This window comes from Streptomyces sp. NPDC057854, from assembly GCF_042797055.1.
Taxonomy (GTDB): domain Bacteria; phylum Actinomycetota; class Actinomycetes; order Streptomycetales; family Streptomycetaceae; genus Streptomyces.
On record NZ_JBHVMF010000008.1, the window covers coordinates 209,854 to 233,127 of the forward strand.

Annotated in this window: 18 protein-coding genes; 10 read left to right on the plus strand and 8 right to left on the minus strand. The window is 74.4% G+C overall.

What is annotated here, in order from left to right; translation table 11 throughout:
• Positions 1–12: 12 nt before the first annotated feature.
• Positions 13–3,747: an ABC transporter ATP-binding protein gene (locus ACFVQZ_RS14405; RefSeq protein WP_383622264.1), complete on the minus strand. Its 3,735-nt coding sequence runs from the start codon at positions 3,745–3,747 to the stop codon at positions 13–15.
• A 169-nt stretch (positions 3,748–3,916) separates the two neighbouring features.
• Here ACFVQZ_RS14405 and ACFVQZ_RS14410 point away from each other — a divergent pair, with 169 nt between their 5' ends.
• Complete coding sequence (locus tag ACFVQZ_RS14410) at positions 3,917–4,291, plus strand: hypothetical protein (RefSeq protein ID WP_030493957.1); 375 nt, start codon at positions 3,917–3,919, stop codon at positions 4,289–4,291.
• 21 nt (positions 4,292–4,312) lie between these two features.
• Here ACFVQZ_RS14410 and ACFVQZ_RS14415 read toward each other — a convergent pair whose 3' ends face one another.
• From ACFVQZ_RS14415 to ACFVQZ_RS14425, 3 genes are all read right to left on the minus strand, one after another.
• Positions 4,313–5,995: a thiamine pyrophosphate-binding protein gene (locus ACFVQZ_RS14415; RefSeq protein ID WP_030493956.1), complete on the minus strand. Its 1,683-nt coding sequence runs from the start codon at positions 5,993–5,995 to the stop codon at positions 4,313–4,315.
• Positions 5,996–6,096: 101 nt separating this feature from the next.
• Positions 6,097–7,071: an agmatinase gene (gene speB / locus ACFVQZ_RS14420; RefSeq protein WP_030493955.1), complete on the minus strand. Its 975-nt coding sequence runs from the start codon at positions 7,069–7,071 to the stop codon at positions 6,097–6,099.
• A gap of 71 nt (positions 7,072–7,142) precedes the next feature.
• Positions 7,143–8,618, minus strand: coding sequence for a sodium:solute symporter (locus ACFVQZ_RS14425; RefSeq protein WP_383622124.1), 1,476 nt, complete (start codon positions 8,616–8,618; stop codon positions 7,143–7,145).
• Positions 8,619–8,799: 181 nt separating this feature from the next.
• Between ACFVQZ_RS14425 and ACFVQZ_RS14430 the strand changes: the two genes are divergently transcribed.
• Complete coding sequence (locus tag ACFVQZ_RS14430) at positions 8,800–10,239, plus strand: PucR family transcriptional regulator (RefSeq protein WP_383622127.1); 1,440 nt, start codon at positions 8,800–8,802, stop codon at positions 10,237–10,239.
• 21 nt (positions 10,240–10,260) lie between these two features.
• On the opposite strand, the gene ACFVQZ_RS14435 is transcribed toward ACFVQZ_RS14430, so the two are convergent.
• Positions 10,261–10,866 carry a hypothetical protein gene (locus tag ACFVQZ_RS14435; protein WP_030493948.1) on the minus strand — a complete coding sequence of 202 codons (606 nt, stop codon included), beginning with the start codon at positions 10,864–10,866 and terminating at the stop codon, positions 10,261–10,263.
• 167 nt (positions 10,867–11,033) lie between these two features.
• Between ACFVQZ_RS14435 and ACFVQZ_RS14440 the strand changes: the two genes are divergently transcribed.
• The 4 genes from ACFVQZ_RS14440 to ACFVQZ_RS14455 all read left to right on the plus strand — a co-directional run bounded on the left by ACFVQZ_RS14440 (position 11,034) and on the right by ACFVQZ_RS14455 (position 15,258).
• A complete protein-coding gene (locus ACFVQZ_RS14440) occupies positions 11,034–12,137 on the plus strand; it encodes a helix-turn-helix domain-containing protein (protein ID WP_383622131.1) in 1,104 nt (367 codons plus the stop codon).
• Positions 12,138–12,208: 71 nt separating this feature from the next.
• Positions 12,209–13,366 carry an acyl-CoA dehydrogenase family protein gene (locus tag ACFVQZ_RS14445; protein WP_030493946.1) on the plus strand — a complete coding sequence of 386 codons (1,158 nt, stop codon included), beginning with the start codon at positions 12,209–12,211 and terminating at the stop codon, positions 13,364–13,366.
• Positions 13,367–14,278 carry an acyl-CoA thioesterase II gene (locus tag ACFVQZ_RS14450; protein WP_030493945.1) on the plus strand — a complete coding sequence of 304 codons (912 nt, stop codon included), beginning with the start codon at positions 13,367–13,369 and terminating at the stop codon, positions 14,276–14,278. It begins immediately after the preceding gene.
• A 20-nt stretch (positions 14,279–14,298) separates the two neighbouring features.
• Positions 14,299–15,258 (plus strand): cation diffusion facilitator family transporter, encoded by a 960-nt coding sequence (locus ACFVQZ_RS14455; RefSeq protein WP_383622135.1) that lies wholly within the window; start codon positions 14,299–14,301, stop codon positions 15,256–15,258.
• Here ACFVQZ_RS14455 and ACFVQZ_RS14460 read toward each other — a convergent pair.
• Both ACFVQZ_RS14460 and ACFVQZ_RS14465 read right to left on the minus strand, forming a co-directional pair.
• A complete protein-coding gene (locus tag ACFVQZ_RS14460; protein WP_036414321.1) occupies positions 15,255–16,037 on the minus strand; it encodes a phosphatase in 783 nt (260 codons plus the stop codon). The genes ACFVQZ_RS14455 and ACFVQZ_RS14460 overlap by 4 nt on opposite strands.
• 5 nt (positions 16,038–16,042) lie before the next feature.
• Entirely contained in the window at positions 16,043–16,486 is a 444-nt protein-coding gene (locus ACFVQZ_RS14465) for a MarR family transcriptional regulator (RefSeq protein ID WP_051787672.1), read from the minus strand.
• A 112-nt stretch (positions 16,487–16,598) separates the two neighbouring features.
• Here ACFVQZ_RS14465 and ACFVQZ_RS14470 point away from each other — a divergent pair, with 112 nt between their 5' ends.
• A complete protein-coding gene (locus tag ACFVQZ_RS14470) occupies positions 16,599–18,044 on the plus strand; it encodes an MFS transporter (RefSeq protein ID WP_383622140.1) in 1,446 nt (481 codons plus the stop codon).
• Positions 18,045–18,104: 60 nt separating this feature from the next.
• Here the strand turns inward: ACFVQZ_RS14470 and ACFVQZ_RS14475 are convergent, their stop codons facing one another.
• Entirely contained in the window at positions 18,105–18,695 is a 591-nt protein-coding gene (locus ACFVQZ_RS14475; protein ID WP_030493940.1) for a TetR/AcrR family transcriptional regulator, read from the minus strand.
• A gap of 87 nt (positions 18,696–18,782) precedes the next feature.
• Between ACFVQZ_RS14475 and ACFVQZ_RS14480 the strand changes: the two genes are divergently transcribed.
• The 3 genes from ACFVQZ_RS14480 to ACFVQZ_RS14490 are packed head-to-tail and all read left to right on the plus strand — an operon-like array spanning position 18,783 to position 23,268.
• On the plus strand, positions 18,783–20,390 hold the full coding sequence (locus tag ACFVQZ_RS14480; RefSeq protein WP_383622144.1) for a carboxyl transferase domain-containing protein: 1,608 nt from the start codon (positions 18,783–18,785) through the stop codon (positions 20,388–20,390).
• Positions 20,391–20,401: 11 nt separating this feature from the next.
• On the plus strand, positions 20,402–22,336 hold the full coding sequence (locus ACFVQZ_RS14485) for a biotin carboxylase N-terminal domain-containing protein (protein WP_383622147.1): 1,935 nt from the start codon (positions 20,402–20,404) through the stop codon (positions 22,334–22,336).
• The gene (locus tag ACFVQZ_RS14490; protein WP_030493937.1) at positions 22,333–23,268 is read left to right on the plus strand and encodes a hydroxymethylglutaryl-CoA lyase; all 936 of its coding nucleotides are present in this window, start codon (positions 22,333–22,335) and stop codon (positions 23,266–23,268) included. The genes ACFVQZ_RS14485 and ACFVQZ_RS14490 overlap by 4 nt, the downstream gene beginning before the upstream one ends.
• Positions 23,269–23,274 lie beyond the last annotated feature (6 nt).

Consider the following 23,274-nt stretch of genomic DNA (forward strand, 5'->3'; position numbering starts at 1 on the left):
GCGGCCCGCGCGTCACAGCGACGCCGGCTCCTCCTCCGGCTCGGCCTTCGGGTCCGGCGCGCCGATGAAGGTGCGCCAGAGGGCGGCGTAGCGGCCGTTCCGGGCGAGGAGTTCGTCGTGGGTGCCGTCCTCGGCGACGCGGCCGTGGTCCATGACGACCACCCGGTCCGCGCGGGCCGCCGTGGTGAGGCGGTGGGCGACGATCAGGGTGGTGCGGCGGCCGGCGAGCCGCTCGGTGGCGGCGTTCACCTGGGCCTCCGTGGCGAGGTCCAGCGCGGCGGTGGCCTCGTCGAGGAGCAGGACGTCCGGGTTCACCAGCTCGGCGCGGGCCAGGGCGATCAGCTGGCGCTGGCCGGCCGACAGGTTCCGGCCGCGTTCGGCGACCTCGTGGAGGTAGCCGCCGTCCAGGGTGGCGATCATGTCGTGCGCGCCGGCCGCGCGGGCCGCCGCCTCCACCTCGGCGTCGGTGGCGCCGGGCCGCCCGTAGGCGATGGCGTCGCGGATCGTCCCGGCGAAGAGGTACGCCTCCTGGGGGACGACGCCGAGCCGGTGCCGGTACGAGGTGAGGTCGAGGTCCCGCAGGTCGGTGCCGTCGGCGGTGACCCGGCCCAAGGTCGGGTCGTAGAACCGGGCGACCAGCTTGACCAGCGTGGACTTGCCGGCGCCGGTCTCGCCGACGAACGCGACGGTCTGCCCGGCCGGGATCCGCAGGTCGACGCCGGTGAGGGCCGCCTCCTCCTCCCCGTAGGCGAAGGAGACGTCCTCGAAGGCGATCTCGCCGCGCAGCGACAGCACCTCGCGGGGCTCGGCCGCGGCGGCCGTCGACGTCGGCTCCTGGAGCAGTTCCCGCATCCGGCCGAGCGAGACGGCGGCCTGCTGGTAGCCGTCGAAGACCTGGGAGAGCTGCTGCACGGGGGCGAAGAAGAGGTCGATGTAGAGGAGGTACGCGACGAGGGCGCCGGTCGTGAGGGTGCCGGCCTCGATCCGGTTCGCGCCGACGATCATGACGGCCGCGGCGGCCACCGACGACAGCAGGGTGACGAACGGGAAGTAGACCGAGATCAGCCACTGGCCGCGCACGCGCGCGTCCCGGTAGGCGTCGCCGCGCTCGGCGAACCGGGCGGCGCCCGACCGCTCGCGGCCGAACGCCTGCACGATCCGCAGGCCGGCGACGGACTCCTGGAGGTCGGCGTTGACGACGCTGATCCGCTCCCGGGCCAGCTCGTACGCCTTCACGCTGGAGCGGCGGAAGAAGTACGTGGCGACGGCGAGGACCGGCAGGGTCACGAAGACGACCAGGGCCAGCTGGAGGTCGAGGACCAGCAGCGCCACCATGATCCCGAAGAAGGTGACGACCGAGACGAAGGCGGTGACCAGGCCCGTCTGGAGGAAGGTCGACATGGCGTCGACGTCCGTCGTCATCCGGGTCATGATCCGGCCGGTGAGCTCGCGCTCGTAGTAGTCCAGGCCGAGGCGCTGGAGCTGCGCGAAGATCTTCAGGCGGAGCGCGTACAGGACCCGCTCGCCGGTGCGGCCGGTCATCCGGATCTCGGCGGTCTGCGCGGCCCACTGCACGAGGACGGTGACCAGCGCGAGCGCGGACGCGGCCCAGACGGCGCCGATCGCCAGCCGGTTCACGCCCTCGTCGATGCCGTGCCGGATCAGGACCGGCAGCAGCAGGCCCGCGCCCGCGTCGAGCGCGACCAGGCCGAGGCTGATGAGCAGCGGCGCGCCGAAGCCGCGCAGCAGCCGGCGGAGCCCGTAGTCGGACTCGGGCCGGACGGCGCGGGCCTCGTCGACGTCGGGGGTGTCGGCGGCGGGCGGCAGGGCGGCGACGGCGGCGAGCAGCTCGGGCGTGGCGCCGGCGGCCTTGGCGTCCCGGTCGGGGTTCTCGTCACGGACCCACAGGGCGGGGGTGATGCCGCGCTCGGCGTCGAACTCGGCGTCCAGCTCGGCCCGCAGCGCGTCGTCGCCGGCGGGTTCGGCGCCGGCGGCCGGGAGGTGCCCGGGCGAGACGCCGCCGAGCTCGTCGGGGTCGGTGAGGAGCCGGCGGTAGAGCGCGGAGCGCTCCTCCAGCTCCTCGTGGGTGCCGAGGTCGGCGAGCCGGCCGCCGTCGAGGACGGCGATCCGGTCGGCGAGGCCGAGGGTGGAGCGGCGGTGCGCGATGAGGAGGGTCGTCCGGCCCGCCATCACCGCCTTCAGCGCCTCGTGGATCTCGTGCTCGACCTTGGCGTCGACGGCGGAGGTGGCGTCGTCGAGGACGAGCAGGCGGGGGTCGGTGAGGATCGCGCGGGCGAGCGCGATGCGCTGGCGCTGGCCGCCGGAGAGGGTGAGGCCGTGCTCGCCGACCTTGGTGGCGTAGCCGTCGGGCAGCTCGGCGATGAACCGGTCGGCGCGGGCGGCGCGGGCGGCGGCCTCGACCTGCTGGTCGGTGGCGTCGGGGACGCCGTACGCGATGTTGGCGCGGACGGTGTCGGAGAAGAGGAAGGAGTCCTCGGGGACGAGGCCGATCGCGGCCCGCAGCGACTCCAGGGTCAGCTCGCGGACGTCGTGGCCGCCGACGAGGACGGCGCCGCGGTCGACGTCGTAGAAGCGGGGCAGGAGGAGGGAGACGGTCGACTTGCCGGAGCCGGAGGAGCCGACGAGGGCGACGGTCTCGCCCTCCCGCAGCTCCAGCGAGAACCCGTCGAGGACGGGCCTGCCGTCGCCGTAGCCGAAGCTCACGCCGTCGAACTCGACGGTCGCCGGGGCGTCGGCCGGCAGCTCCTTCGTGCCGTCCGCGAGGGCCGGCTCGGTGTCGATCAGCTCGACGACCCGCTCCACGCCCGCGCGTGCCTGCTGGCCGACGGTGAGGACCATGGCGAGCATCCGGACCGGGCCGACCAGGGACGCCAGGTACGAGGAGAAGGCGACGAAGGTGCCGAGGGTGATCTGGCCCTTGTACGCGAGCCAGCCGCCGAGCGCGAGGACGGCGACCTGGCCGAGGGCGGGGACGGCCTGGAGGGCGGGGGTGTAGCGGGCGTTCAGCCGGATGGTGCGCAGCCGGGCGGCGAACAGCTTCCGGCCGGCCTCCCGGATCTTCCCGGTCTCCTGGTCCTCCTGCCCGAAGCCCTTGACGACCCGGACGCCGGTGACGGCCCCGTCGACGACGCCGGCGACCCCGGCGGCCTCCTGCTGGGCCGCCCAGGTGGCCGGGTGCAGCCGGGTGCGGCTCCGCTTGGCGATCCACCAGAGGGCGGGGGCGACGGCGAGGGCGACGAGGGTCAGCGGGATCGACAGCCAGGCCATGACGGCCAGCGAGATGACGAACAGCAGGATGTTGCCGATCGTCATGGGGAGCATGAAGAGCAGGCCCTGGATCAGCTGGAGGTCGCTGGTGGCCCGCCCGACGACCTGCCCGGTCGACAGCTCGTCCTGCCGCCGTCCGTCGAGCCGCAGGATCGTCCCGTACATGTCGTCACGGAGGTCCCGCTGCACGTCGAGCGCGAGCCGGCCGCCGTAGTAGCGCCGGATGTACGTGAGCACGTACACGAGGACGGCGGCGCCGAGCAGCAGCCCGGTCCACACGGCGAGGGACCGGGTCCCGGTCCCGATCACGTCGTCGATGATCACCTTGGTGATGAGCGGCACCAGCGCCAGCAGCGCCATGCCGGCGAGCGACGAGCCGAGCGCGAGCACCACGTCCGCCTTGTACCGCCAGGCGTACGACCACAGCCGCCGCGCCCACCCCTGTTCCCGCTCCACCACCACGTGGCGCCTCCCGTCCGTCCTGGTCTACCGGAAGGCGACAACGTGCCCGACGTGCGATTTCATCCCGCGGCAACAAAGACGGGCCGGAAGTCCTAGGACCGCCGGCGGCTGGGTAGGAACCCGCCGACGCGATCGTGCGACGGGACACGACGGGAAGGGGACGCGCGTGGGGCAGGCCGAGGACGGGACGCCGTACCGCTGGGGCCAGGTGTACGCGGCGCTGGTCGCGATGAAGGGCCTGGCGGAGCACGGCCGCATCGCGCCGGTGACCGAACGGGAGGTCACGAAGGCGGCCGGAAAGCCGCTGGGCACGTTCGAGGCACTGCTGCCGGACGTCGGGGAGCAGATCCTCGCCGCCCGCCAGAGGGGCGGGGCGGTCGCGGACGCGGCGGCGGCGGCCTTCGCCGACATCGGCCGGCGGATCCCGCCGGGCCGCATGAGCTGGGCCGGCCTCGCCCCCCGGCTGACGCCGGAGTTCCGCCAGGGCTACGAGGAGCGGATCGCCGCCTACCGGGAGGCGTGGGAGGACATCGTGGACTGACGTCCTCCCGGGCCGGGCCCGTCAGAGGTGGGTCGGTTCGAACATTTTCAGGAGGGCCGGGAGGACGACGACCGAGGGGCCGGGGGTGGCGAGGGACTTCGCCAGGTCGGCGGTGAGGGTGTCGGGGGTGGTGAGGGTGGCCGGGACGCCGAAGGACTCCGCGAGGGCGACGAAGTCGGGGCGGGCCAGTTCGGTGCCGGTGGGCTCGCCGAAGGCGTCCGTCATGTACTCGCGGAGGATGCCGTAGCCGCCGTCGTCGACGATCAGCCAGGTGACGTCGAGGCCGTACTGCTTCGCCGTCGCCAGCTCCGCGATCGAGTACATCGCGCCGCCGTCGCCGGAGACCGCGAGGACCGGGGTCGTCGGGTCGGCGGCGGCGGCGCCGAGGGCGGCGGGGAAGCCGTAGCCGAGGCCGCCGGCACCTTGCGCGGAGTGCATCGTGTTGGGGTGGCGGGGGTCGAAGGCCGACCACGCCCAGTACGCCAGGATCGTCATGTCCCAGAAGCTGGGCGACCGCGGCGGCAGCGCCTCGCGGACCGAGGCGACGATCCGCCGCTCCAGCTCCAGGTCCTGGGCGTCGAGGCGGGCGCGGACCTTGTCGAGGACGGTACGGACGCGGGCCGGGGCGGCGGGGTCCGTGCGGTCCTCCGCCGTCTCCAGGAGCGCCTGGAGCGCGAGGCGGGCGTCCGCGTGGATGCCGAGCGCCGGGTGGTTGGACTCCAGCTTCCCGGCGTCCGCCTCGATCTGGATCACCCGGCCGCGCGGCGCGAAGGTGTGGTAGTTCGAGGACAGCTCGCCGAGGCCGGAGCCGACGACGAGGAGGACGTCCGCGTCCTCCAGGAAGTCGGTGGTGTGCCGGTCCTCCAGCCAGGACTGGAGCGACAGCGGGTGCTCCCACGGGAAGGCGCCCTTGCCGCCGAAGGTGGTGACGACGGGCGCGTCCAGCTTCTCGGCGAGCGCGAGCAGCTTGCCGGAGGCGTCGGAGCGGACGACGCCGCCGCCGGCGATGATCGCGGGCCGCTCGGCGTTCGACAGGAGGTGCGCGGCGACGGCGGTCAGCTCCGGGCGCGGGACGACGTCCTCGGGGGTGGCGTCCATGGCGGTGACGACCGGCAGGGTCGTCCCGGCGAGGAGGACGTCCTGCGGGATCTCGACCCAGACCGGGCCGTGCGGGGCGGTGAGCGCCGACTCCCAGGCCGCGGCGATCGCGGACGGGATCTGGGAGTGGGTGCGGACCGTGTGGACGGACTTCACGACGTCCCGGAAGCTGGCCTGCTGGTCGCGCAGCTCGTGCAGGTAGCCGTGCCGGCCGCCGCCGAGGCCGGCGGCGGGGATCTGGCTGCCGATGGCGAGGACCGGCGCGGAGGCCGCGGCGGCCTCCTGGAGCGCGGCGAGCGACATGAGGGCGCCGGGGCCGGTGGAGAGCAGCAGCGGCGCGGCCTCGCCGGTGATCCGGCCGTACGCGTCGGCGGCGAAGCCCGCGTTGTTCTCGACGCGCAGGCCGACGTACCGCAGCGACGAGCGGCGCAGGGCGTCGAACATGCCGAGGGCGTGCTGGCCGGGGAGGCCGAAGACGGTGGTCGCGCCGAGGCCGGCGAGGGTCTCGACGACGAGGTCGCCGCCGTTGCGCCCGGCGGGCGGGTTGAGGGCGGCCTCCGTCTGCGCGGGCGTCGGGCGCAGGACCAGGTCGTGGTCGTGGGTCATGTCGGGTCCCTGGGCGTCGTGGTCGGGTGCGGTGCGGTGGGCGGACGTGCCCGCCCGCTCCGGGCGGGGGGGGGCGGGCACGTCCGGGCCGCCGTCGGCCTCTACTGTGCCGTGCGGCTCGCCGCGATCTGGCGGCTCATGATCGTGGTCAGCTCGTACGCCGTGTGGGAAGCGGCGACGGCCGTGATCTCGGCGTGGTCGTACGCGGGGGCGACCTCCACCACGTCGGCGGAGACGAGGTTGCAGGAGGAGAGGCCGCGGAGGATCTCCAGCAGCTCGCGGGAGGTCATGCCGCCGGCCTCGGGGGTGCCGGTGCCGGGGGCGTGGGCCGGGTCGAGGCAGTCGATGTCGATGGAGATGTACAGCGGGCGGTCGCCGATGCGCTGGCGGAGCTGGTCGGCGACCTCGTCGGCGCCGCGGCGGTAGATGTCCGCGGAGGTGACGATGCCGAAGCCCATCTTCTCGTCGTCGGTCAGGTCCTGCTTGCCGTACAGCGGGCCGCGGGTGCCGACGTGGGACAGCGCCTCGGTGTCGAGGATGCCCTCCTCGACGGCGCGGCGGAACGGGGTGCCGTGGGTGTACTCGGCGCCGAAGTAGGTGTCCCAGGTGTCCAGGTGGGCGTCGAAGTGGAGCAGGGCGACCGGGCCGTGCTTCTTGGCGACCGAGCGGAGCAGCGGGAGGGCGATGGTGTGGTCGCCGCCGAGGGTCATCATGCGGGCGCCGGTGCCGAGGATCTCGTCGGCGGCGGCCTCGACGGTCTCGACGGCCTCGTTGATGTTGAACGGGTTGACGGCGATGTCGCCGCCGTCGGCGACCTGCGCGAGGGCGAACGGGGAGGCGTCCTGCGCGGGGTTGTACGGGCGCAGCAGGCGGGACGCCTCGCGGATGGCGTTGCCGCCGAAGCGGGCGCCGGGGCGGTAGGAGACGCCGGAGTCGAAGGGGACGCCGACCACGGCGATGTCGGCGGTGCCGACCTCGTCGAGCCGCGGCAGGCGCGCGAACGTCGCGGGACCGGCGTACCGCGGGACGCGGGACGAGTCGATCGGGCCGCGCGGGGTGTTCTGGTCGCTGCTCATGGTCGGCTTCCTCCTGGAGGACGTGGGGTGTTCGGTGGGCCGGGCGGCCGGGTCTCGGCCGCCCGGGGGCTTCAGGCGCCGACGGGGGCCGGTTCCGGCGTGTCGGCGGGGTTCTCTCCGGCGAGGCGGGCCCGCCAGGCGGCGAGGATCGCGGCGTCGGTGGGGCGGGTCGCCAGGGAGACGATCACATAGGCGGCGAGGGAGGCGAGGAGGCCGTAGTAGATCGGCTCGTTCGCGAGGATCCCGAAGGCCGCCATCAGGCCGACGACGGTGAGGCCGCCGGCGGCGATGGCCGCGAGGGCGCCCTGGACGGTGCCGCGCTTCCACAGCAGGCCGCCGAGGATGGGCACGAGGAGGCCGCCGACGAGCAGGTTGTAGGCGACGGTGAGGGCCTGGACGACGTCGTTGAGGGCGATGGCGATGAGGATGACGCCGACGCCCATGACGAGGATGAAGGCGCGGTTGCCCTTGACCTCGTCGTGGTCGTCCCGCTCGCCCTCGGCCGCGGCGGCCTTGGTCAGCCCGCGCAGCCGGGACCAGATGTCGTTGTTGGCGACGGTGGCGCAGGCGATGAGGGCGCCGGAGGACGTCGACATGACGGCGGCGAGCGCGGCGGCGAGGACCAGGCCGCGCACGCCCATGGGCAGCTCGTCCTTGACGATGGTGGCGAAGGCGTCGTCGGCGGACGGCAGGTTCGGGTACATGACCTTGGCGGCGGTGCCGATGACCGCGCCGGCGACGGCGTACGCGAGGCAGTAGGTGCCGGCGACGGTGCCGCCCCACTTGGCGGTCTTGTCGGTGCGGGCGGTGAAGACCCGCTGCCAGATGTCCTGCCCGATGAGCATGCCGAAGGTGTAGATCAGCACGTAGGTGAAGATCGTCTCGCCGCCGATGCCGAGGGGCTCGAAGTACGAGGTGGGCAGCGCGGCCTTCATCTCGGCGAAGCCGCCGGCCTTGACGACGGCGATCGGCAGCAGCAGGAGCAGCACGCCGATGGTCTTCACCACGAACTGCACCATGTCGGTGATGGTGATCGACCACATGCCGCCGAGCGTCGAGTAGGCGACGACGATGGTGCCGCCGAGGACGATGGCGACCGTGCGGGGCAGGTCGAAGAGGACGTCGAAGATGGTGGCGTAGGCGATCGTCGAGGTGACGGCGAGCATCAGGGTGTACGCCCACATGACGACGCCGGAGATCATGCCCGCCCGGCCGCCGTAGCGGAGGTCCAGCATCTCGGAGACGGTGTAGACCTTCAGCCGCGCGATGCGGGCGGAGAAGAAGACGCTGAGGGCGAGCAGGCCGAGGCCGATGGTGACGACCATCCAGGCGCCGGAGAGGCCGTACTTATAGCCGAGGCCGACGCCGCCGATGGTGGAGGCGCCGCCGAGGACGATCGCCGCCATGGTGCCGGAGTACATCCAGGGCCCGAGGCGGCGTCCGGCGACGAGGAACTCGCTCTTGGACTTGGCGCGGCGCATGCCCCACCAGCCCATCGCGAGCATGCCGGCCAAGTACAGGACGATCACTGTGTAGTCGACGGCCATGGGGCCCTCCTTCGCGCACCTCGGTGGCGTGTCGTGCGGGGAATGTGCCCAGGAGCTGTTCGCGGGGACATCCGCCCGTACCCGTGACCCTGGATCCCTCGACAGTAGGTGGCCGGAAAGCGACGATGAAGTGTACGTTTCCTCCACTGCAGGGGCGGGGGATGTGCGAAGGGTCCATGCCATGAGCGCTGTACGGGACGCGTCGCGGGAGCCCTCCTCGACCCCTCCGGTCCCCCGGGTCACCCTGGCCGCGCTGCTCGCCCGCCGCGAGCTGGGCCTGCGGCTGCTCACCGGCCCCGACGACGTGGCGCTGCACTGGGTGCACACCTCGGAGATGGAGGACCCGTACCCGTACCTGCTCGGCGGTGAGCTGCTGATGACGGCGGGCGTGCAGCTGCGGGACCCGGCGCGGTACGCGGAACGGGTGGTGGAGGCGGGCGCCGCGGCGCTCGGCTTCGGCGTGACGCCGGTGTACGACACGGTGCCGGCGGAGCTGGTGGCGGCGTGCGCGCGGCTGGGGCTGCCGCTGATCGAGGTGCCGCCCGGGACGCCGTTCACGGCGGTGGCGCGGGCGCTGTGGCGGCTGATGGCGGAGGCCCGGCTGCACGAGCTGCGCCGGGTCACCGAGGCCCAGCAGTCGCTGGCGGCCGCCGCCGCCCGTCCGGCGCCGGTCCCGGCGGTCCTCGGGGCGCTCGCCTCCCGGCTCGGCGGCCGGGCGGTCCTCTTCGGCGCGGACGGCACGGAGTCGGCGTCGGCGGGCCGCGGTGTCCCGCCGGAGGCCGCCCGGGCGCTCGCGGACCTGGCGGGCGTGGTGGGGCCCCGGCCGGGCGGTCCGGCGTCGGCGAGCGGCGAGGGCGGCGGGCTGCGGCTCGCGGCGTACGCGCTCGGTGGCGGCGACGGGCTGGTCCTCGGGGTGGCGACGGAGCGGCGCGACCCCGGCGACCACACGGTCGCCGGGGTCGCGGTGGTGCTGCTGTCCCTGCTGACGGCCTCGCACCGGGCGGCCGACGTGTCGGCGCGGGACGGGGCCCTGACCCGGCTGCTGCTCGGCGCGTCCCCGGCGGAGGCGGCGGCGTCCCTCTCCCCCGGCCCGTGGACGGTGGTGCACGCCCGGGGCGGCGACGGCACGCCGTTCGCGGCGGCGACGCTGGCGGCGGCGCTCGGCACGGACCTGGTGGACACGGCCGGGGCCCCGGCGGTACGGCTCCTGGTGCCGCCGGGCGCGGCGGTCACCGCCCAGCCCGGCTGGACGCTCGGCGTGAGCGCCCCCGCCGCCCCCGACGCCCTGCCCGGGGCGGACGCCCAGGCCGCGCGGGCGCTGCGCCGCGCGGAGGCGACCCGCACCCCGCTGGCGCGGCACCGCGCGAACGGCCTCGCCGGGCTGGTGGACCCGGACGAGGCCGCCGCGCACGCGCGCGTGCTGCTCGCCCCGCTCAGCGAGCCGCAGGCGGAGACCCTGCGGACCTGGCTGTCCCTGCACGGCAGCTGGGACCGCACGGCCGCCGCGCTGGGCGTGCACCGCAACACGGTCCGGCAGCGGATCGCCCGCTGCGCGGTCCTCCTCGGCCGCGACCTGGACGATCCGGACGTGCGGATGGAGCTGTGGTTCGCGCTGCGGTGAGCCCTCCGGCGAGCCCGCGGGTCAGTACAGCTTGTTGACGGCGGTCTTCGTCGTGGTGCGGAAGGCGGTCAGCGGGGCGTCCTTGAAGTCGCCCATCTGGCCCCAGCGGACGAGGGTGACGGTGCGGCCGTCGCGGCCGACGGAGAACAGGTGGATGTCGGTGGTGCCGATCTGCGGGTCGGCGGTGTCCAGGCTGTAGACCCAGGCGCCCTCCTCCACGGCGAGCTTGCCGTGGAAGGCGCTGACGGCCTTCAGGCCCGGGTTCTGCCGCTCCAGCAGCGGGCCGCAGCCGGCGAGGGCCTTGCGGAGGGTGTCGACCAGCTTCACGGCGTCGGCCTCCGTGCGGGCGACGGTGGTGACCTGCACCCCGTTGGTGTCGAGCTCGGTGCTGAACTCGCGGTAGCGGGTGTTCTGCGCCGGGATCTTGTACGGGGCGCACAGGACGCCGCCGTTCTCCGGGACGCCGCTGAAGACGGGCGTGGCGGTCCACGGCGTCGACGACGGCGGCATCTGGGAGGCGGCGAGGAAGGCGGGCTGGGCGGCGGCCTGCGCCGGGGCGGCGGCGAGGGCCGCGAGGCCCAGGGCTGCGGCGGCGGTGGCGGCGAGTGCGGTACGGAGCTCGGTCATGGCGGTTCGTTCCCCCGGTGGGTCGTTCGGTCAGGTGCTGACACCAGCGTCGGGCCGCCGCCCGCCGGGGGCAACGGTGACGCGCCCGCCCGCCGTCCCGGAACCATCCCACCCCCGGTGACGTGGGAAGATGTACAGGGGTGGGACGCCGAGGACCGGGGGTCGGGATGGCGAAGGACGGGGCCGTCGAGGAGTTCGCGGCGCGGGTGCGCGCGCTGAAGGCGCGGGACGGGCGGAGTTACGAGGCGCTGGGCCGGCGCCTGAACGTCAGCGCCTCCTCGCTGCACCGCTACTGCACCGGCGCGACCGTCCCGGAGGACTTCGGCGTCGTCGCCCGGCTGGCCGTGCTGTGCGGCGCGGACGAGGAGGAGCGCCGCGCGCTGGAGGACGCCTGGACCCGCGCCGACCGGGCCCGCCGGGCGCCGGCGCCCGCGCCGGAACCCGCCCCGGAACCCGTCCCGGAGCCGGCTCCCGGGCCCGCGCCCGTCCCCGCTCCCCCGCCGGTCCTCCCGTCCGTGCCGGGGTGGCGGCGGTGGGGGTGGGTGGGCCTGGTCGGCGGGGCGGTCGCGGTCGTGGCGGCGGTGACGCTCGGAGCCGTACTCCTGCCCGGACGACCCGAGGCTCCGGTGCCTGAGCCGTTGACCTGGACCGTCGCCTCCCACGTGTGGGCGAACGGGTGCGGGCACACCTATCTCGTGGAGCGGACGCCGCCGCCCCCGCCGGAGCCGGCCGACGCGCGCCGGTGGGCGGAGGCGCGGGGGGCGGTGCACGGCGGGGAGACGCTGGTGCGGGTGTCGGTGCAGGGGAAGGGCGCGGCGGCGGTCGTGCTCCAGGGGCTGCACGTGCGCGTGGTGGGGCGGGCGGAGCCGCTGCCGTGGCCGGCGTACCGGACGGACGACGGGTGCGGCGGGGCGGTGACGCCGCGCCGCTTCGAGGTGGACCTGGACCGGCCGCGCCCGGTCGCCCGGCCCCGGGACGGGTACGACGCCTCCGGCGAGGAGGGCCGGACGCTCCCCGCCGTCTCCTTCCCGTACGCGGTCACCGCCGCCGATCCGGAGGAGCTGCTGGTGGCGGCGCGGACGGCGGACTGCGACTGCCGCTGGTACCTGGAGCTGGAGTGGAGCGCGGAGGGGCGCCGGGGCACGGTCCGGATCGGGGACGAGGACGGGCGACCCTTTCGGACCAGCGGGGTGCGGGGAAGGCCGGTCCACGGGTACGACTCCGTGGGACGGGCCTGGATCACAGGCGGGGAGTCTGGACAGGGCGGGTGACCGCTGGGTAACTTCGATCGGACAGGCTGAGCAAGCGCTTAGAAAACCGGCAGCGACGAAGGAGGCGGCTCGTGCGCCGTACCGTATTCAACGAGGACCACGAGGCCTTCCGGGAGACCATCCGGGCCTTCATCGAGGCCGAGGTCGTCCCGGTCTACGACGAGTGGTTCGCGGCCGGCCAGGCGCCGCGCGACTTCTACTACAAGCTCGGCGAGCTGGGCATCTTCGGCATCAACGTGCCGGAGGAGTTCGGGGGCGCCGGCCTCGACACCCACAAGTTCGAGGCCGTCCTGTACGAGGAGACCTCCCGCGCGGGCGTGCAGTTCGGCGGCTCCGGCGTGCACGTGCTGCTCGCCCTGCCGTACATCAAGATGCTCGCCACCGAGGACCAGAAGAAGCGCTACCTGCCGAAGTTCGTCACCGGCGAGGAGATGTGGGCCCTCGCGATGACCGAGCCGGGCACCGGCTCCGACGTCGCGGGCATGAAGACCACCGCCAAGCTCTCCGAGGACGGCACCCACTACGTCCTCAACGGCGCCAAGACCTTCATCACCGGCGGCGTCCACGCCGACCGCGTCATCGTCTGCGCCCGCACCTCCGCCCCGTCCGAGGACGACCGCCGCTTCGGCATCTCCCTCTTCGCCGTCGACACCAAGTCCGAGGGCTACTCGATCGGCCGCAAGCTCGACAAGCTCGGCCTGAAGACCTCCGACACCGCCGAGCTCGCCTTCGTCGACGTCAAGGTCCCCGTCGAGGACCTGCTCGGCGAGGAGGGCAAGGGCTTCTCCTACCTCGGCCACAACCTCGCCTCCGAGCGCTGGGGCATCGCCTTCGGCGCCTACGCGCAGGCCAAGGCCGCCGTCCGGTTCGCCCAGCAGTACGTGCAGGAGCGCACCGTCTTCGGCAAGCCGGTCGCCCACTTCCAGAACACCAAGTTCGAGCTGGCCGCCTGCCAGGCCGAGGTGGACGCCGCCGAGGCCGTCGCCGACCGCGCCCTGGAGGCCCTGGACGCCGGCGAGCTGACCCCGGCCGAGGCCGCCTCCGCCAAGCTCTTCTGCACCGAGGTCGCGCACCGCGTCATCGACCGCTGCCTCCAGCTGCACGGCGGCTACGGCTACATGAACGAGTACCCGATCGCCCGCCTGTACGCCGACAACCGCGTCAACCGCATCTACGGCGGCACCAGCGAGATCATGAAGTCCATCATCGCCAAGTCGATGGGCCTGTAAGTGCCCGAAGCCCCCACCGCACTGGATGACCTGCTCGCCCTGCTCGACCTGGAGCGGATCGAGCAGGACATCTTCCGGGGGCAGTCCCGGTCCGCGCTCGTCCCCCGCGTCTTCGGCGGCCAGGTGGCCGCCCAGGCGCTGGTGGCGGCGGGCCGGACCGTCCCCGCCCACCTCCCCCGAGCTCTCGGCTCCGCTCGAGCAGGGAGGGGCCCCCACGCCCACTCCCTGCACGCGTACTTCCTGGTGCCGGGCGACCCAGGCGCGCCGATCGTCTACGAGGTCGACCGGATCCGGGACGGGCGGTCCTTCACCACCCGCCGGGTCGTCGCGATCCAGCACGGGCAGCCGATCTTCCACCTCTCCGCCTCCTTCCAGACGGACGAGGACGGGCTCGACCACCAGGCGGAGATGCCGGCCGCGCCCGACCCGGAGACGCTGCCGACCGCCGAGGAGATGCTGCCCCGGCACCTGCCGGAGGACGTGGCCCGGCGGCTGATCGAGGCCCGCGCGGCCGTAGACCTGCGGTACGCGGAGACCCCGCCGTGGGGTTCCGTCGGGGAGCCGCGCGAACCGCGCTCGCAGGTGTGGTTCCGCACCCACGGCAAGCTCGCGGACGACCCCCTGCTGCACGTCGTGCTCGCCACGTACGTCTCCGACATGACGCTGCTCGACTCGGTGCTGCTCGCCCACGGGCGCGGCGGCTGGGCCGTCGGCGACGTGGTCGGCGCCTCGCTCGACCACGCCATGTGGTTCCACCGGCCCTTCCGGGCCGACGAATGGCTGCTCTACGACCAGGAGTCGCCGTCCGCCTCCGGCGGGCGCGGCCTCGGCCAGGCCCGGATCTGGACCCGGGACGGGCGGCTGGCGATCTCCGTCATCCAGGAGGGTGTCGTTCGCGTTCCGCGCCGCTGAGCGGACATACCGTCCGGTGCATGGAGCAGCAGAACGGCGAGAGCACCGTCACGGTGGTCGTGGCGGCCGGCGCCAACCTCGGGATCGCGGCGGCCAAGGCCGTCGCCGGCGTCATCAGCGGATCGAGCGCGATGCTGTCGGAGGCGGCCCACTCGGTCGCCGACACGGTCACCGAGGTCATGCTGCTCACCGCGCTCAAGCGGAGCGAGAAGCCCGCCGACGAGGACCATCCGGTCGGGCACGCGGGCGAGCGGTACGTGTGGGCGATGCTCGCCGCCGTCGCCACCTTCGTCGGCGGCGCCGTCTTCTCGGTGTACGACGGGATCCACACCCTCACCCACGGCGAGGAGCTGGGCGACCCGCTCGTCTCGTACGTCGTCCTCGGCGTCTCCTTCGTCCTGGAGGCGTTCTCGCTGCGGACCGGTGTCCGGCAGGTGAAGGCGGAGGCGGAACGGATGAGGGCGCCGTTCGCCCGCTACCTGCGGCTCACCCCCGACACCACCGTCAAGGCGGTCGTGCTGGAGGACTCCGCCGCCCTCGCCGGCCTGCTGCTCGCCGCCGGCGGCCTGCTCGGCGGCCAGCTCACCGGCTCCGGCGTGTGGGACGGCGTCGCCTCGATCCTGATCGGCTGTCTGCTGGTGTACGTGGCCTGGGTGCTGGGCCGCTCCAACGCCCAGCTCCTCATCGGCCGCCCGCTCCCCCGGTCCCTGCGGGCCGAGGTGCGGGCGGAACTGCTCGCCGTCCCGCACGTGGTGGACGTGCTGGACCTGATCACCCTGATCCAGGGGCCCGGCGAGGTCATGATCGCCGCGAAGATCGACTTCCGGGACGTGGTGACGGCGGCCGAGGTCGAGCGGGCCTGCGAACAGGCCGAGGCGCGGCTGCGGGCCCGCGTCCCCTCGGTGCGCCGGGTGTACCTGGACCCGACGCCGGGTCCGGCGCCGGGCCCGACGCCGGGCCCGACGCGGGGGCCGGTCTAGCCGAGCAGCCCGGCGGCGTTGAGCAGGTAGGCCGTCAGCGGCTCGTAGAAGCGGGGGTCGACGACGTGGTCGTCGAGCGGGACGGTCACCTTCATCGTCCCCTCGGCCTCGGCGAGGAAGAGGGCGGGGTCGTTGCAGTCCGCGTAGCCGACGGAGTCGATGCCGCGCTGCGCGGCGCGGCCGGCCCAGCCGTGGTCGGCGACGACGAGGTCGGGCGCGGGCTCGCCGAGCACCTGGAGGCCGTCGAGGATCGCGTTCATGGGCTCGGGCGAGTGGGTGTGCCAGAGGCTGGCGCCGCGCTCGAAGACGGCGACGTCCGCGAACTGCACGACGTACCCCTCGTCGGCGACCAGCCCGCCCGGGATCCGCACGATGTCGCAGCCCTGCGCCCGGAGGGCGGCGGCGACCCGGCTGTGCGCGTCGATCAGCGCGCCCGGGTGCCCCGTCGCGAAGAGCACCCGCTCCCGCCCGGCGGCGGCCTGCTTCAGCCGGACGGCCATCCGGTCCAGGGCGTCCACGGTCAGCTCGGGGTCGATGGTGTCCTGGCCGGCGCGGTGGGCGGGATCGTCGACGACCCCGCACCGCTCCGCCATCACGGCCAGCACGTCCTGCTCGTCCGCCCACCGGTCGCCGAGCTCCAGACCGAGCCAGTAGTGCCGGTCGCCGTTGGCGAGCTTCCGGTAGTGGTCGAGGTTGTTCTCGCGGGGCGTGGCGACGTCGCCCGCGATCCGGCTGCGGACGAGGTGCTCGACGAGGGCGTCACGGCTGAGTATCGGCATGCCGCTCATTCTGCCGGGCCGGACCCCGCCCCGGGGGCGCCGCCGGAAGTCCGGGCCGCGAGCAGTCCGCGCACCTCCGGCACGGCGCCGGCCAGTTCGCCCAGCAGTTCCTCCACGGTCGCGGTGGAGGCGGCGAAGACCTCCCGCCCGGCAGGGCTGAGCCGCACGTCAAAGCCCCGCCGGTCGGTGGCGCAGGGCCGGCGCTCGACGTATCCGGCACCGACCATCTGCGCGAGCAGCCGGGAGACCTGGGGCTGGCTCCGGGAGACGCGCGCGCTCAGCTCGCCGGCCCGGAGCCAGTCGCCCTCCCGGTCCATGACGTCCATGATCTCGAAGGCGCTGACGCACAGGCCGTACGCGTCGGAGAGGCGGCGTTCCGCGGCCTGGACGATCTGCGCGCCGGCGCGGACCGTGGCCATCCAGCGGTCGGTGAGGGGTGCAGCGGTCACGCCCCGATCCTAGGCTTCCCCTCCACCCCTTGTCCATGCATGCGCATGGATGTAGCGTTCGGCCGAATTCCATGCATGCGCATGGATGGATATCCCGACGGAAGGGTCTCCCATGAACCACATGAACCAGCGGACGCCGGCACCCCCGGCCCCGCCCCCCGCCGCCCCCGCCCAGCCGCCCTGGACCCCGCTGGTCGTGGTCGGCGTCGCCCAGCTGATGGTGATGCTCGACTCGACCGTCGTGAACGTGGCTCTCCCCTCCATCGGAGCGGACCTGCCCGCGGACCGGACGGCCCTCCAGTGGACGATCAGCGCCTATCTGCTGCCGTTCGGCAGCCTGCTCCTCCTCGGCGGGCGGATGTCGGACGTCTTCGGCCGGCGCCGCACCTTCCTCTCCGGCCTCGCCCTCTTCGCCGCCGCCTCCGCGCTCTGCGGCCTCGCGGCCGGTCCGGGCACGCTGATCGCCGGCCGCGCCGCCCAGGGGGCCGGCGCGGCCCTGCTCTCCGCGGGCGCCCTCTCGATCCTCCTGGAGGTCTACCGGGACGGCGAGCGGCGCGGGATCGCGCTGACCACCTGGAGCGGACTCGGCGTCGTGGGGGCCACGCTCGGCGTCGTTTTCGGCGGGCTGATCGTCACCGCGGCCGGCTGGCGCTGGGCCTTCCTCATCAACCTGCCGGTCTGCGCCGCCGCCTTCGCCGGCGCGCTGCGCGCCACCCCGCCGCTCCGCACCGGGGCGGGACGCCGGCTCCGCCTCCCGTCCGCGGCCGTCGCCACGGCCGGCCTGGCCGCGCTCTCCTTCGGCCTGCTCCGTCTGCACGAAGGGTTCGGCGACGCCGTCGCCTGGCTCGCCCTCGGCGCCGCCGCGGGGCTCCTCACGCTGGTCGCCCGCAGGGAGCTGGGCGCGGCGGACCCGCTGCTCCCGCTGCACCTGCTGCGCAGGCCCGGCTACGCGCTGGCCTGCGCGGGGCTGGTGCTGGTCGCCGCCGTGATGATCAGCAGCTCGTACCTCGCCAGCCAGTCCTTCCAGCGGGTCCACGGCATGAGCGCCTTCGCCGCCGGCCTCTCCCTGCTGCCCATGGGCCTCGCGGCGCTCGGCGCGGCCGCGGCCGTGCCCGCCCTCGCCGGACGGCTCGGCCCCGGCGGGACGTACGCGCTCGGGTGCGCGCTCCAGCTCGCCGGCGCGGGGGTCCTCGCCGCGGGCGGCGGGTCCCTCGCGGCGGCGGTCGCGGCGCCGGCGCTGATCGGCGCGGGCCTGCCGGCCTGCTTCGTCCCGCTGTTCGGGATCGGCACGTCGTACGTCGGGGCGGCCGAGTCCGGGGTCGGCTCCGGACTGCTGAACACCTTCAACGAGAGCGGCGCCGCCCTCGGCATCGCCGTCGTCGGCACCGTCCTCGCGGCCCGGACGGACGGACGTCTGGCGGCGGGTGCCCCGGCCGTGGACGCCACCGCCTCCGGGATCGCCGCCGCCCACCTCGTCCTCGCGGGCTGCGCGGCCGCCGGGCTGGTCGTCGCCCTGGTGCTGCGCCGCCTGGGCCCGGCGGCTCCGCAGACCCGCTGACCCGCTGACCTCCGACCTGCCGGACCGTGCGGCCGCAGGCGGTTCGGGCCGTCAGGCCGTTCAGGCCGTCAGGGCTCCCAGTGCCCCGTGCGCCAGGTCCCGGAGGAGGTGTTCCAGGGCGGCGCGCGGCAGGGGCGTGCGCAGGTGGGGGGTGGAGTTGAGGAGGCCGAAGACGGCGTGGACGGCGGCGCGGACCTCCGGTTCGCCCGCCGCCGGGTGCAGCTGCCGCACCACCGAGACCCACAGCTCCACGTACTGCCGCTGGAGCTGGCGGACCCGCTTGCGGTCCTCGTCCTTGAGCCGGTCGAGCTCCCGGTCGTGGAGGGTGATGAGCGGCCGGTCGTCGAGGGCGAAGTCGATGTGCCCGTCGATGAGGGAGGCGAGGAGCGCCGCCGGGTCGCCGTCCGCGGCGGCGGCGCGCAGCCGGCCGCCGTCGAGGAGCCGCTCGCTGATGCCGACCAGGAGCTCCGCGAGCATCGCGTCCTTGCCGGGGAAGTGGCGGTAGAGGCCGGGGCCGCTGATGCCGACGGCGGCCCCTATCTCGTCGACGCCGACGCCGTGGAAGCCGCGCTCGGCGAAGAGGCGCGCGGCCTCCTTGAGGATCTGCTCGCGGCGGGTCGGCGCGTCCGTCCGGGTCGGGCTCGTGGTCATGGATTCGATTCTAGACAACCCGGTTAGCGGTCGTTAACCTGAGACGCGTACGTTAACGCTCATTAACCGGACAAGGGAGATCGGTCGATGCAGCAGGCACCTGTGCTGTCGAGTGCGGCGGATCCCGCCTCGCCGGCCTGGCGGGCCAACGAGGCGGCGCACCAGGAGCTGGCCGCGACCCTGCGCGCCAAGCTCGCCGAGGCCGCGCTCGGGGGCGGGGAGAAGTCCCGGGCCCGGCACACCGCGCGCGGGAAGCTGCTGCCGCGCGACCGGGTGGACGGCCTCCTGGACCCGGGCTCGCCGTTCCTGGAGCTGGCGCCGCTGGCGGCGCACGGCATGTACGGCGACCAGGCCCCGGCGGCCGGTGTCATCGCGGGCGTCGGGCGGGTCAGCGGCCGGGAGTGCGTGATCGTCGCGAACGACGCGACCGTCAAGGGCGGCACCTACTACCCGATGACCGTGAAGAAGCACCTGCGGGCCCAGGAGGTGGCGCTGGAGAACCGTCTCCCCTGCCTCTACCTGGTGGACTCCGGCGGCGCGTTCCTGCCGATGCAGGACGAGGTCTTCCCGGACCGCGAGCACTTCGGCCGGATCTTCTACAACCAGGCCCGCATGTCGGGGGCCGGCATCCCGCAGATCGCGGCCGTCATGGGCTCCTGCACGGCCGGCGGCGCGTACGTGCCGGCGATGAGCGACGAGGCCGTGATCGTCCGGAACCAGGGCACGATCTTCCTCGGCGGCCCGCCGCTGGTGAAGGCCGCGACCGGCGAGGTCGTCACCGCGGAGGAGCTGGGCGGCGGCGAGGTCCACTCGCGGATCTCGGGCGTCACCGACCACCTCGCGGAGGACGACGCGCACGCGCTGCGGATCGTCCGGAACATCGTGGCGACCCTCCCCGAGCGGGGCCCGCTGCCGTGGAAGGTCGAGCCGGCCGAGGAGCCGAAGGTCGACCCGTACGGGCTGTACGGCGCGGTGCCGGTGGACTCCCGCACCCCGTACGACGTGCGCGAGGTGATCGCCCGCGTGGTGGACGGCTCCCGCTTCCAGGAGTTCAAGGCGGAGTACGGGCAGACGCTGGTCACCGGCTTCGCCCGGATCCACGGCCACCCGGTCGGGATCGTCGCCAACAACGGCATCCTGTTCGCCGAGTCCGCCCAGAAGGGCGCGCACTTCATCGAGCTGTGCGACCAGCGCGGCATCCCGCTGGTGTTCCTCCAGAACATCACCGGCTTCATGGTCGGCAAGGCGTACGAGCACGGCGGCATCGCCAAGCACGGCGCGAAGATGGTCACGGCCGTCGCCACCACGCGCGTGCCGAAGCTGACGGTCGTCGTCGGCGGCTCCTTCGGCGCGGGCAACTACTCGATGTGCGGCCGGGCCTACTCCCCCCGTTTCCTGTGGATGTGGCCCAACGCCAAGATCTCCGTCATGGGCGGCGAGCAGGCCGCCTCCGTGCTCGCCACGGTCAAGCGCGACCAGCTCGGCGACGCCTGGAGCGCCGAGGAGGAGGAGTCCTTCAAGGCGCCGATCCGCGAGCAGTACGAGACCCAGGGCAGCGCCTACTACGCCACCGCCCGCCTCTGGGACGACGGGGTCATCGACCCGCTGGAGACCCGCCAGGTGCTGGGTCTCGCGCTGACCGCCTGTGCCAACGCGCCGCTGGGCGACCCCCAGTTCGGCGTCTTCCGGATGTGAGGACCCTGACGATGCAGCAGCTCTTCGACACCGTCCTGGTCGCCAACCGGGGCGAGATCGCGGTCCGCGTCATCCGCACCCTGCGCGCCCTCGGCGTCCGCTCGGTCGCGGTGTACAGCGACGCCGACGCCGACGCCCGGCACGTGCGGGAGGCGGACACGGCGGTACGGATCGGACCGGCGCCGGCCTCGGAGTCGTACCTCTCCGTCCCGGCCCTGCTGGAGGCGGCCCGCCGCACCGGCGCGCAGGCCGTCCACCCCGGCTACGGCTTCCTCGCGGAGAACGCGGCCTTCGCCCGCGCCTGCGCGGAGGCGGGGCTCGTCTTCATCGGCCCGTCCGCCGACGCGATCGCCCTGATGGGCGACAAGATCCGCGCCAAGGAGACCGTGAAGGCGGCGGGCGTGCCCGTCGTCCCGGGCGACGCCGACCCGCGGGTCGCCGAGGCCGCCCGCGCGATGGGCGCGCCGGTGCTGCTGAAGCCCAGCGCGGGCGGCGGCGGCAAGGGCATGCGCCTGGTGCGGGACCTGGCGGTCCTGGACGACGAGATCGCGGCGGCCCGCCGGGAGGCCCGGGCCTCCTTCGGCGACGACACGCTCCTGGTGGAGCGGTGGATCGACCGGCCCCGGCACATCGAGATCCAGGTCCTCGCCGACGCGCACGGGAACGTGGTGCACCTCGGCGAGCGCGAGTGCTCCCTCCAGCGCCGCCACCAGAAGATCATCGAGGAGGCGCCGAGCGTCCTCCTGGACGAGGCGACCCGCGCGGCGATGGGCGCGGCGGCCGTCGAGGCGGCCCGGTCCTGCGGCTACGTCGGCGCGGGCACGGTCGAGTTCATCGTGCCGGGCGGCGACCCGTCCCAGTACTACTTCATGGAGATGAACACCCGCCTCCAGGTCGAACACCCGGTGACCGAACTGATCACCGGCCTGGACCTGGTGGAGTGGCAGCTCCGGGTCGCCGCCGGCGAACCGCTCGGCTTCGCCCAGGACGACGTGCGGCTCGACGGCTGGGCGGTCGAGGCGCGGATCTGCGCCGAGGACCCGGCCCGCGGCTTCCTGCCGTCCGGCGGCACGGTCCTGGCGCTGCGCGAGCCCGCCGGCGACGGCGTGCGCACCGACTCCGGAATCCTGGAGGGCACCGAGGTGTCCTCGCTGTACGACCCGATGCTGTCGAAGGTCATCGTGCACGCCGCCGACCGCCCCACCGCGCTGCGGAAGCTCCGCGCGGCCCTCGCCGGACTGGTCACCCTCGGCGTCCCCACCAACGCGGGCTTCCTGCGACGCCTCCTCGCCCACCCCGACGTGGTGTCCGGCGCCATGGACACGGGCCTCGTCGAGCGGGAGGCCGAGTCGCTGGTGCCGCGGGACGTCCCCGACGAGGTGTACGCGGCGGCCGCCGCCGTACGCGGGGCGGAGCTGGCGCCGCGCCCGCGGGACGGCTGGACCGACCCGTTCGACGTACCGAGCGGCTGGCGTCTCGGCGGCACCCCGAAGCCCCTCGCCTTCCCCGTACGGGTCGCGGGACTCGAACCCGTCACCGCCGCGGCCCCCGACGGCGCCCGCGTCACCGCCGACGCCGTCACCGTCACCGTCGACGGGGTCGTCCACGCCTTCCACCGGGCCGGCGCCTGGCTCGGCCGCGACGGCGACTCCTGGCACGTCCAGGACCACGACCCGGTCGCCGCCGCGCTCTCCGGCGCCCGGCACGGCGGCGCCGACACCCTCGCCGCGCCCATGCCGGGCACCGTCACCGTCGTGAAGGTGGCCGTCGGGGACGAGGTGGAGGCCGGACAGAGCCTGCTGGTGGTGGAGGCGATGAAGATGGAGCACGTCATCTCCGCCCCGCACGCCGGCACCGTCACCGAGCTGGACGTCACGCCCGGCACGACCGTCGCCATGGACCAGGTGCTGGCCGTCGTCACCCCCCGCGAGGAGGAGGACGCATGAGCACCGCCCTGCCGATGACCGTCCCCGACCCGTCGCTGCCCGCCCGGGTCCGGATCCACGAGGTCGGCCCCCGCGACGGGCTGCAGAACGAGAAGACGGCCGTCCCGACCGCGGTGAAGGCCGAGTTCGTCCGCCGGCTCGCCGCCGCCGGCCTCTCCACCGTCGAGGCGACCAGCTTCGTGCACCCGAAGTGGGTGCCCCAGCTGGCCGACGCCGAGGACCTGTTCCCGCTCGTCCGGGACCTGCCCGTACGCCTGCCGGTGCTGGTGCCGAACGAGCGCGGCCTCGACCGGGCGCTCGCCCTCGGCGCCCGCGAGGTCGCCGTCTTCGCCTCCGCCACCGAGTCCTTCGCGAAGGCCAACCTCAACCGGACCGTCGACGAGGCCCTCGCCATGTTCGAGCCCGTCGTCCTCCGCGCCGTCGAGGCCGGCCTGAAGGTCCGCGGCTATCTGTCGATGTGCTTCGGCGACCCCTGGGAGGGCGCCGTCCCCGTCGAGCAGACCGTCCGCGTCACCAAGGCCCTCGCCGACCTCGGCTGCGACGAGCTGAGCCTCGGCGACACCATCGGCGTCGCCACCCCCGGCCACGTCCGGGCGCTCCTGACCGCCCTGAACGACGCCGGGGTCCCCACCACCCGGCTCGCCGTGCACTTCCACGACACCTACGGGCAGGCGCTCGCCAACACCCTGGCCGCGCTCCGGCACGGCGTGACCACCGTCGACGCCTCCGCGGGAGGCCTCGGCGGCTGCCCCTACGCCAAGTCCGCCACCGGCAACCTCGCCACCGAGGACCTGGTGTGGATGCTCGACGGCCTCGGCATCGAGACCGGGGTCGACCTGGCCGCCCTCACCGCCACGAGCGTGTGGATGGCCGAACAGCTGGGCCGCCCGAGCCCGTCCCGCACCGTCCGCGCCCTCTCCCACAAGGAGTGACGATCA

What these genes read in the sequence shown, in the direction of transcription:
- ACFVQZ_RS14490 (WP_030493937.1), top strand. Translation starts at nt 22,333, where the DNA reads ATGAGCACCGCCCTGCCGATGACCGTCCCCGACCCGTCGCTGCCCGCC.
- ACFVQZ_RS14455 (WP_383622135.1), top strand. Translation starts at nt 14,299, where the DNA reads ATGGAGCAGCAGAACGGCGAGAGCACCGTCACGGTGGTCGTGGCGGCC.
- ACFVQZ_RS14425 (WP_383622124.1), bottom strand. Translation starts at nt 8,618, where the DNA reads ATGGCCGTCGACTACACAGTGATCGTCCTGTACTTGGCCGGCATGCTC.
- ACFVQZ_RS14415 (WP_030493956.1), bottom strand. Translation starts at nt 5,995, where the DNA reads ATGACCCACGACCACGACCTGGTCCTGCGCCCGACGCCCGCGCAGACG.
- ACFVQZ_RS14470 (WP_383622140.1), top strand. Translation starts at nt 16,599, where the DNA reads ATGAACCACATGAACCAGCGGACGCCGGCACCCCCGGCCCCGCCCCCC.
- ACFVQZ_RS14485 (WP_383622147.1), top strand. Translation starts at nt 20,402, where the DNA reads ATGCAGCAGCTCTTCGACACCGTCCTGGTCGCCAACCGGGGCGAGATC.
- speB (WP_030493955.1), bottom strand. Translation starts at nt 7,071, where the DNA reads ATGAGCAGCGACCAGAACACCCCGCGCGGCCCGATCGACTCGTCCCGC.
- ACFVQZ_RS14440 (WP_383622131.1), top strand. Translation starts at nt 11,034, where the DNA reads ATGGCGAAGGACGGGGCCGTCGAGGAGTTCGCGGCGCGGGTGCGCGCG.
- ACFVQZ_RS14430 (WP_383622127.1), top strand. Translation starts at nt 8,800, where the DNA reads ATGAGCGCTGTACGGGACGCGTCGCGGGAGCCCTCCTCGACCCCTCCG.
- ACFVQZ_RS14475 (WP_030493940.1), bottom strand. Translation starts at nt 18,695, where the DNA reads ATGACCACGAGCCCGACCCGGACGGACGCGCCGACCCGCCGCGAGCAG.
- ACFVQZ_RS14460 (WP_036414321.1), bottom strand. Translation starts at nt 16,037, where the DNA reads ATGCCGATACTCAGCCGTGACGCCCTCGTCGAGCACCTCGTCCGCAGC.
- ACFVQZ_RS14435 (WP_030493948.1), bottom strand. Translation starts at nt 10,866, where the DNA reads ATGACCGAGCTCCGTACCGCACTCGCCGCCACCGCCGCCGCAGCCCTG.
- ACFVQZ_RS14480 (WP_383622144.1), top strand. Translation starts at nt 18,783, where the DNA reads ATGCAGCAGGCACCTGTGCTGTCGAGTGCGGCGGATCCCGCCTCGCCG.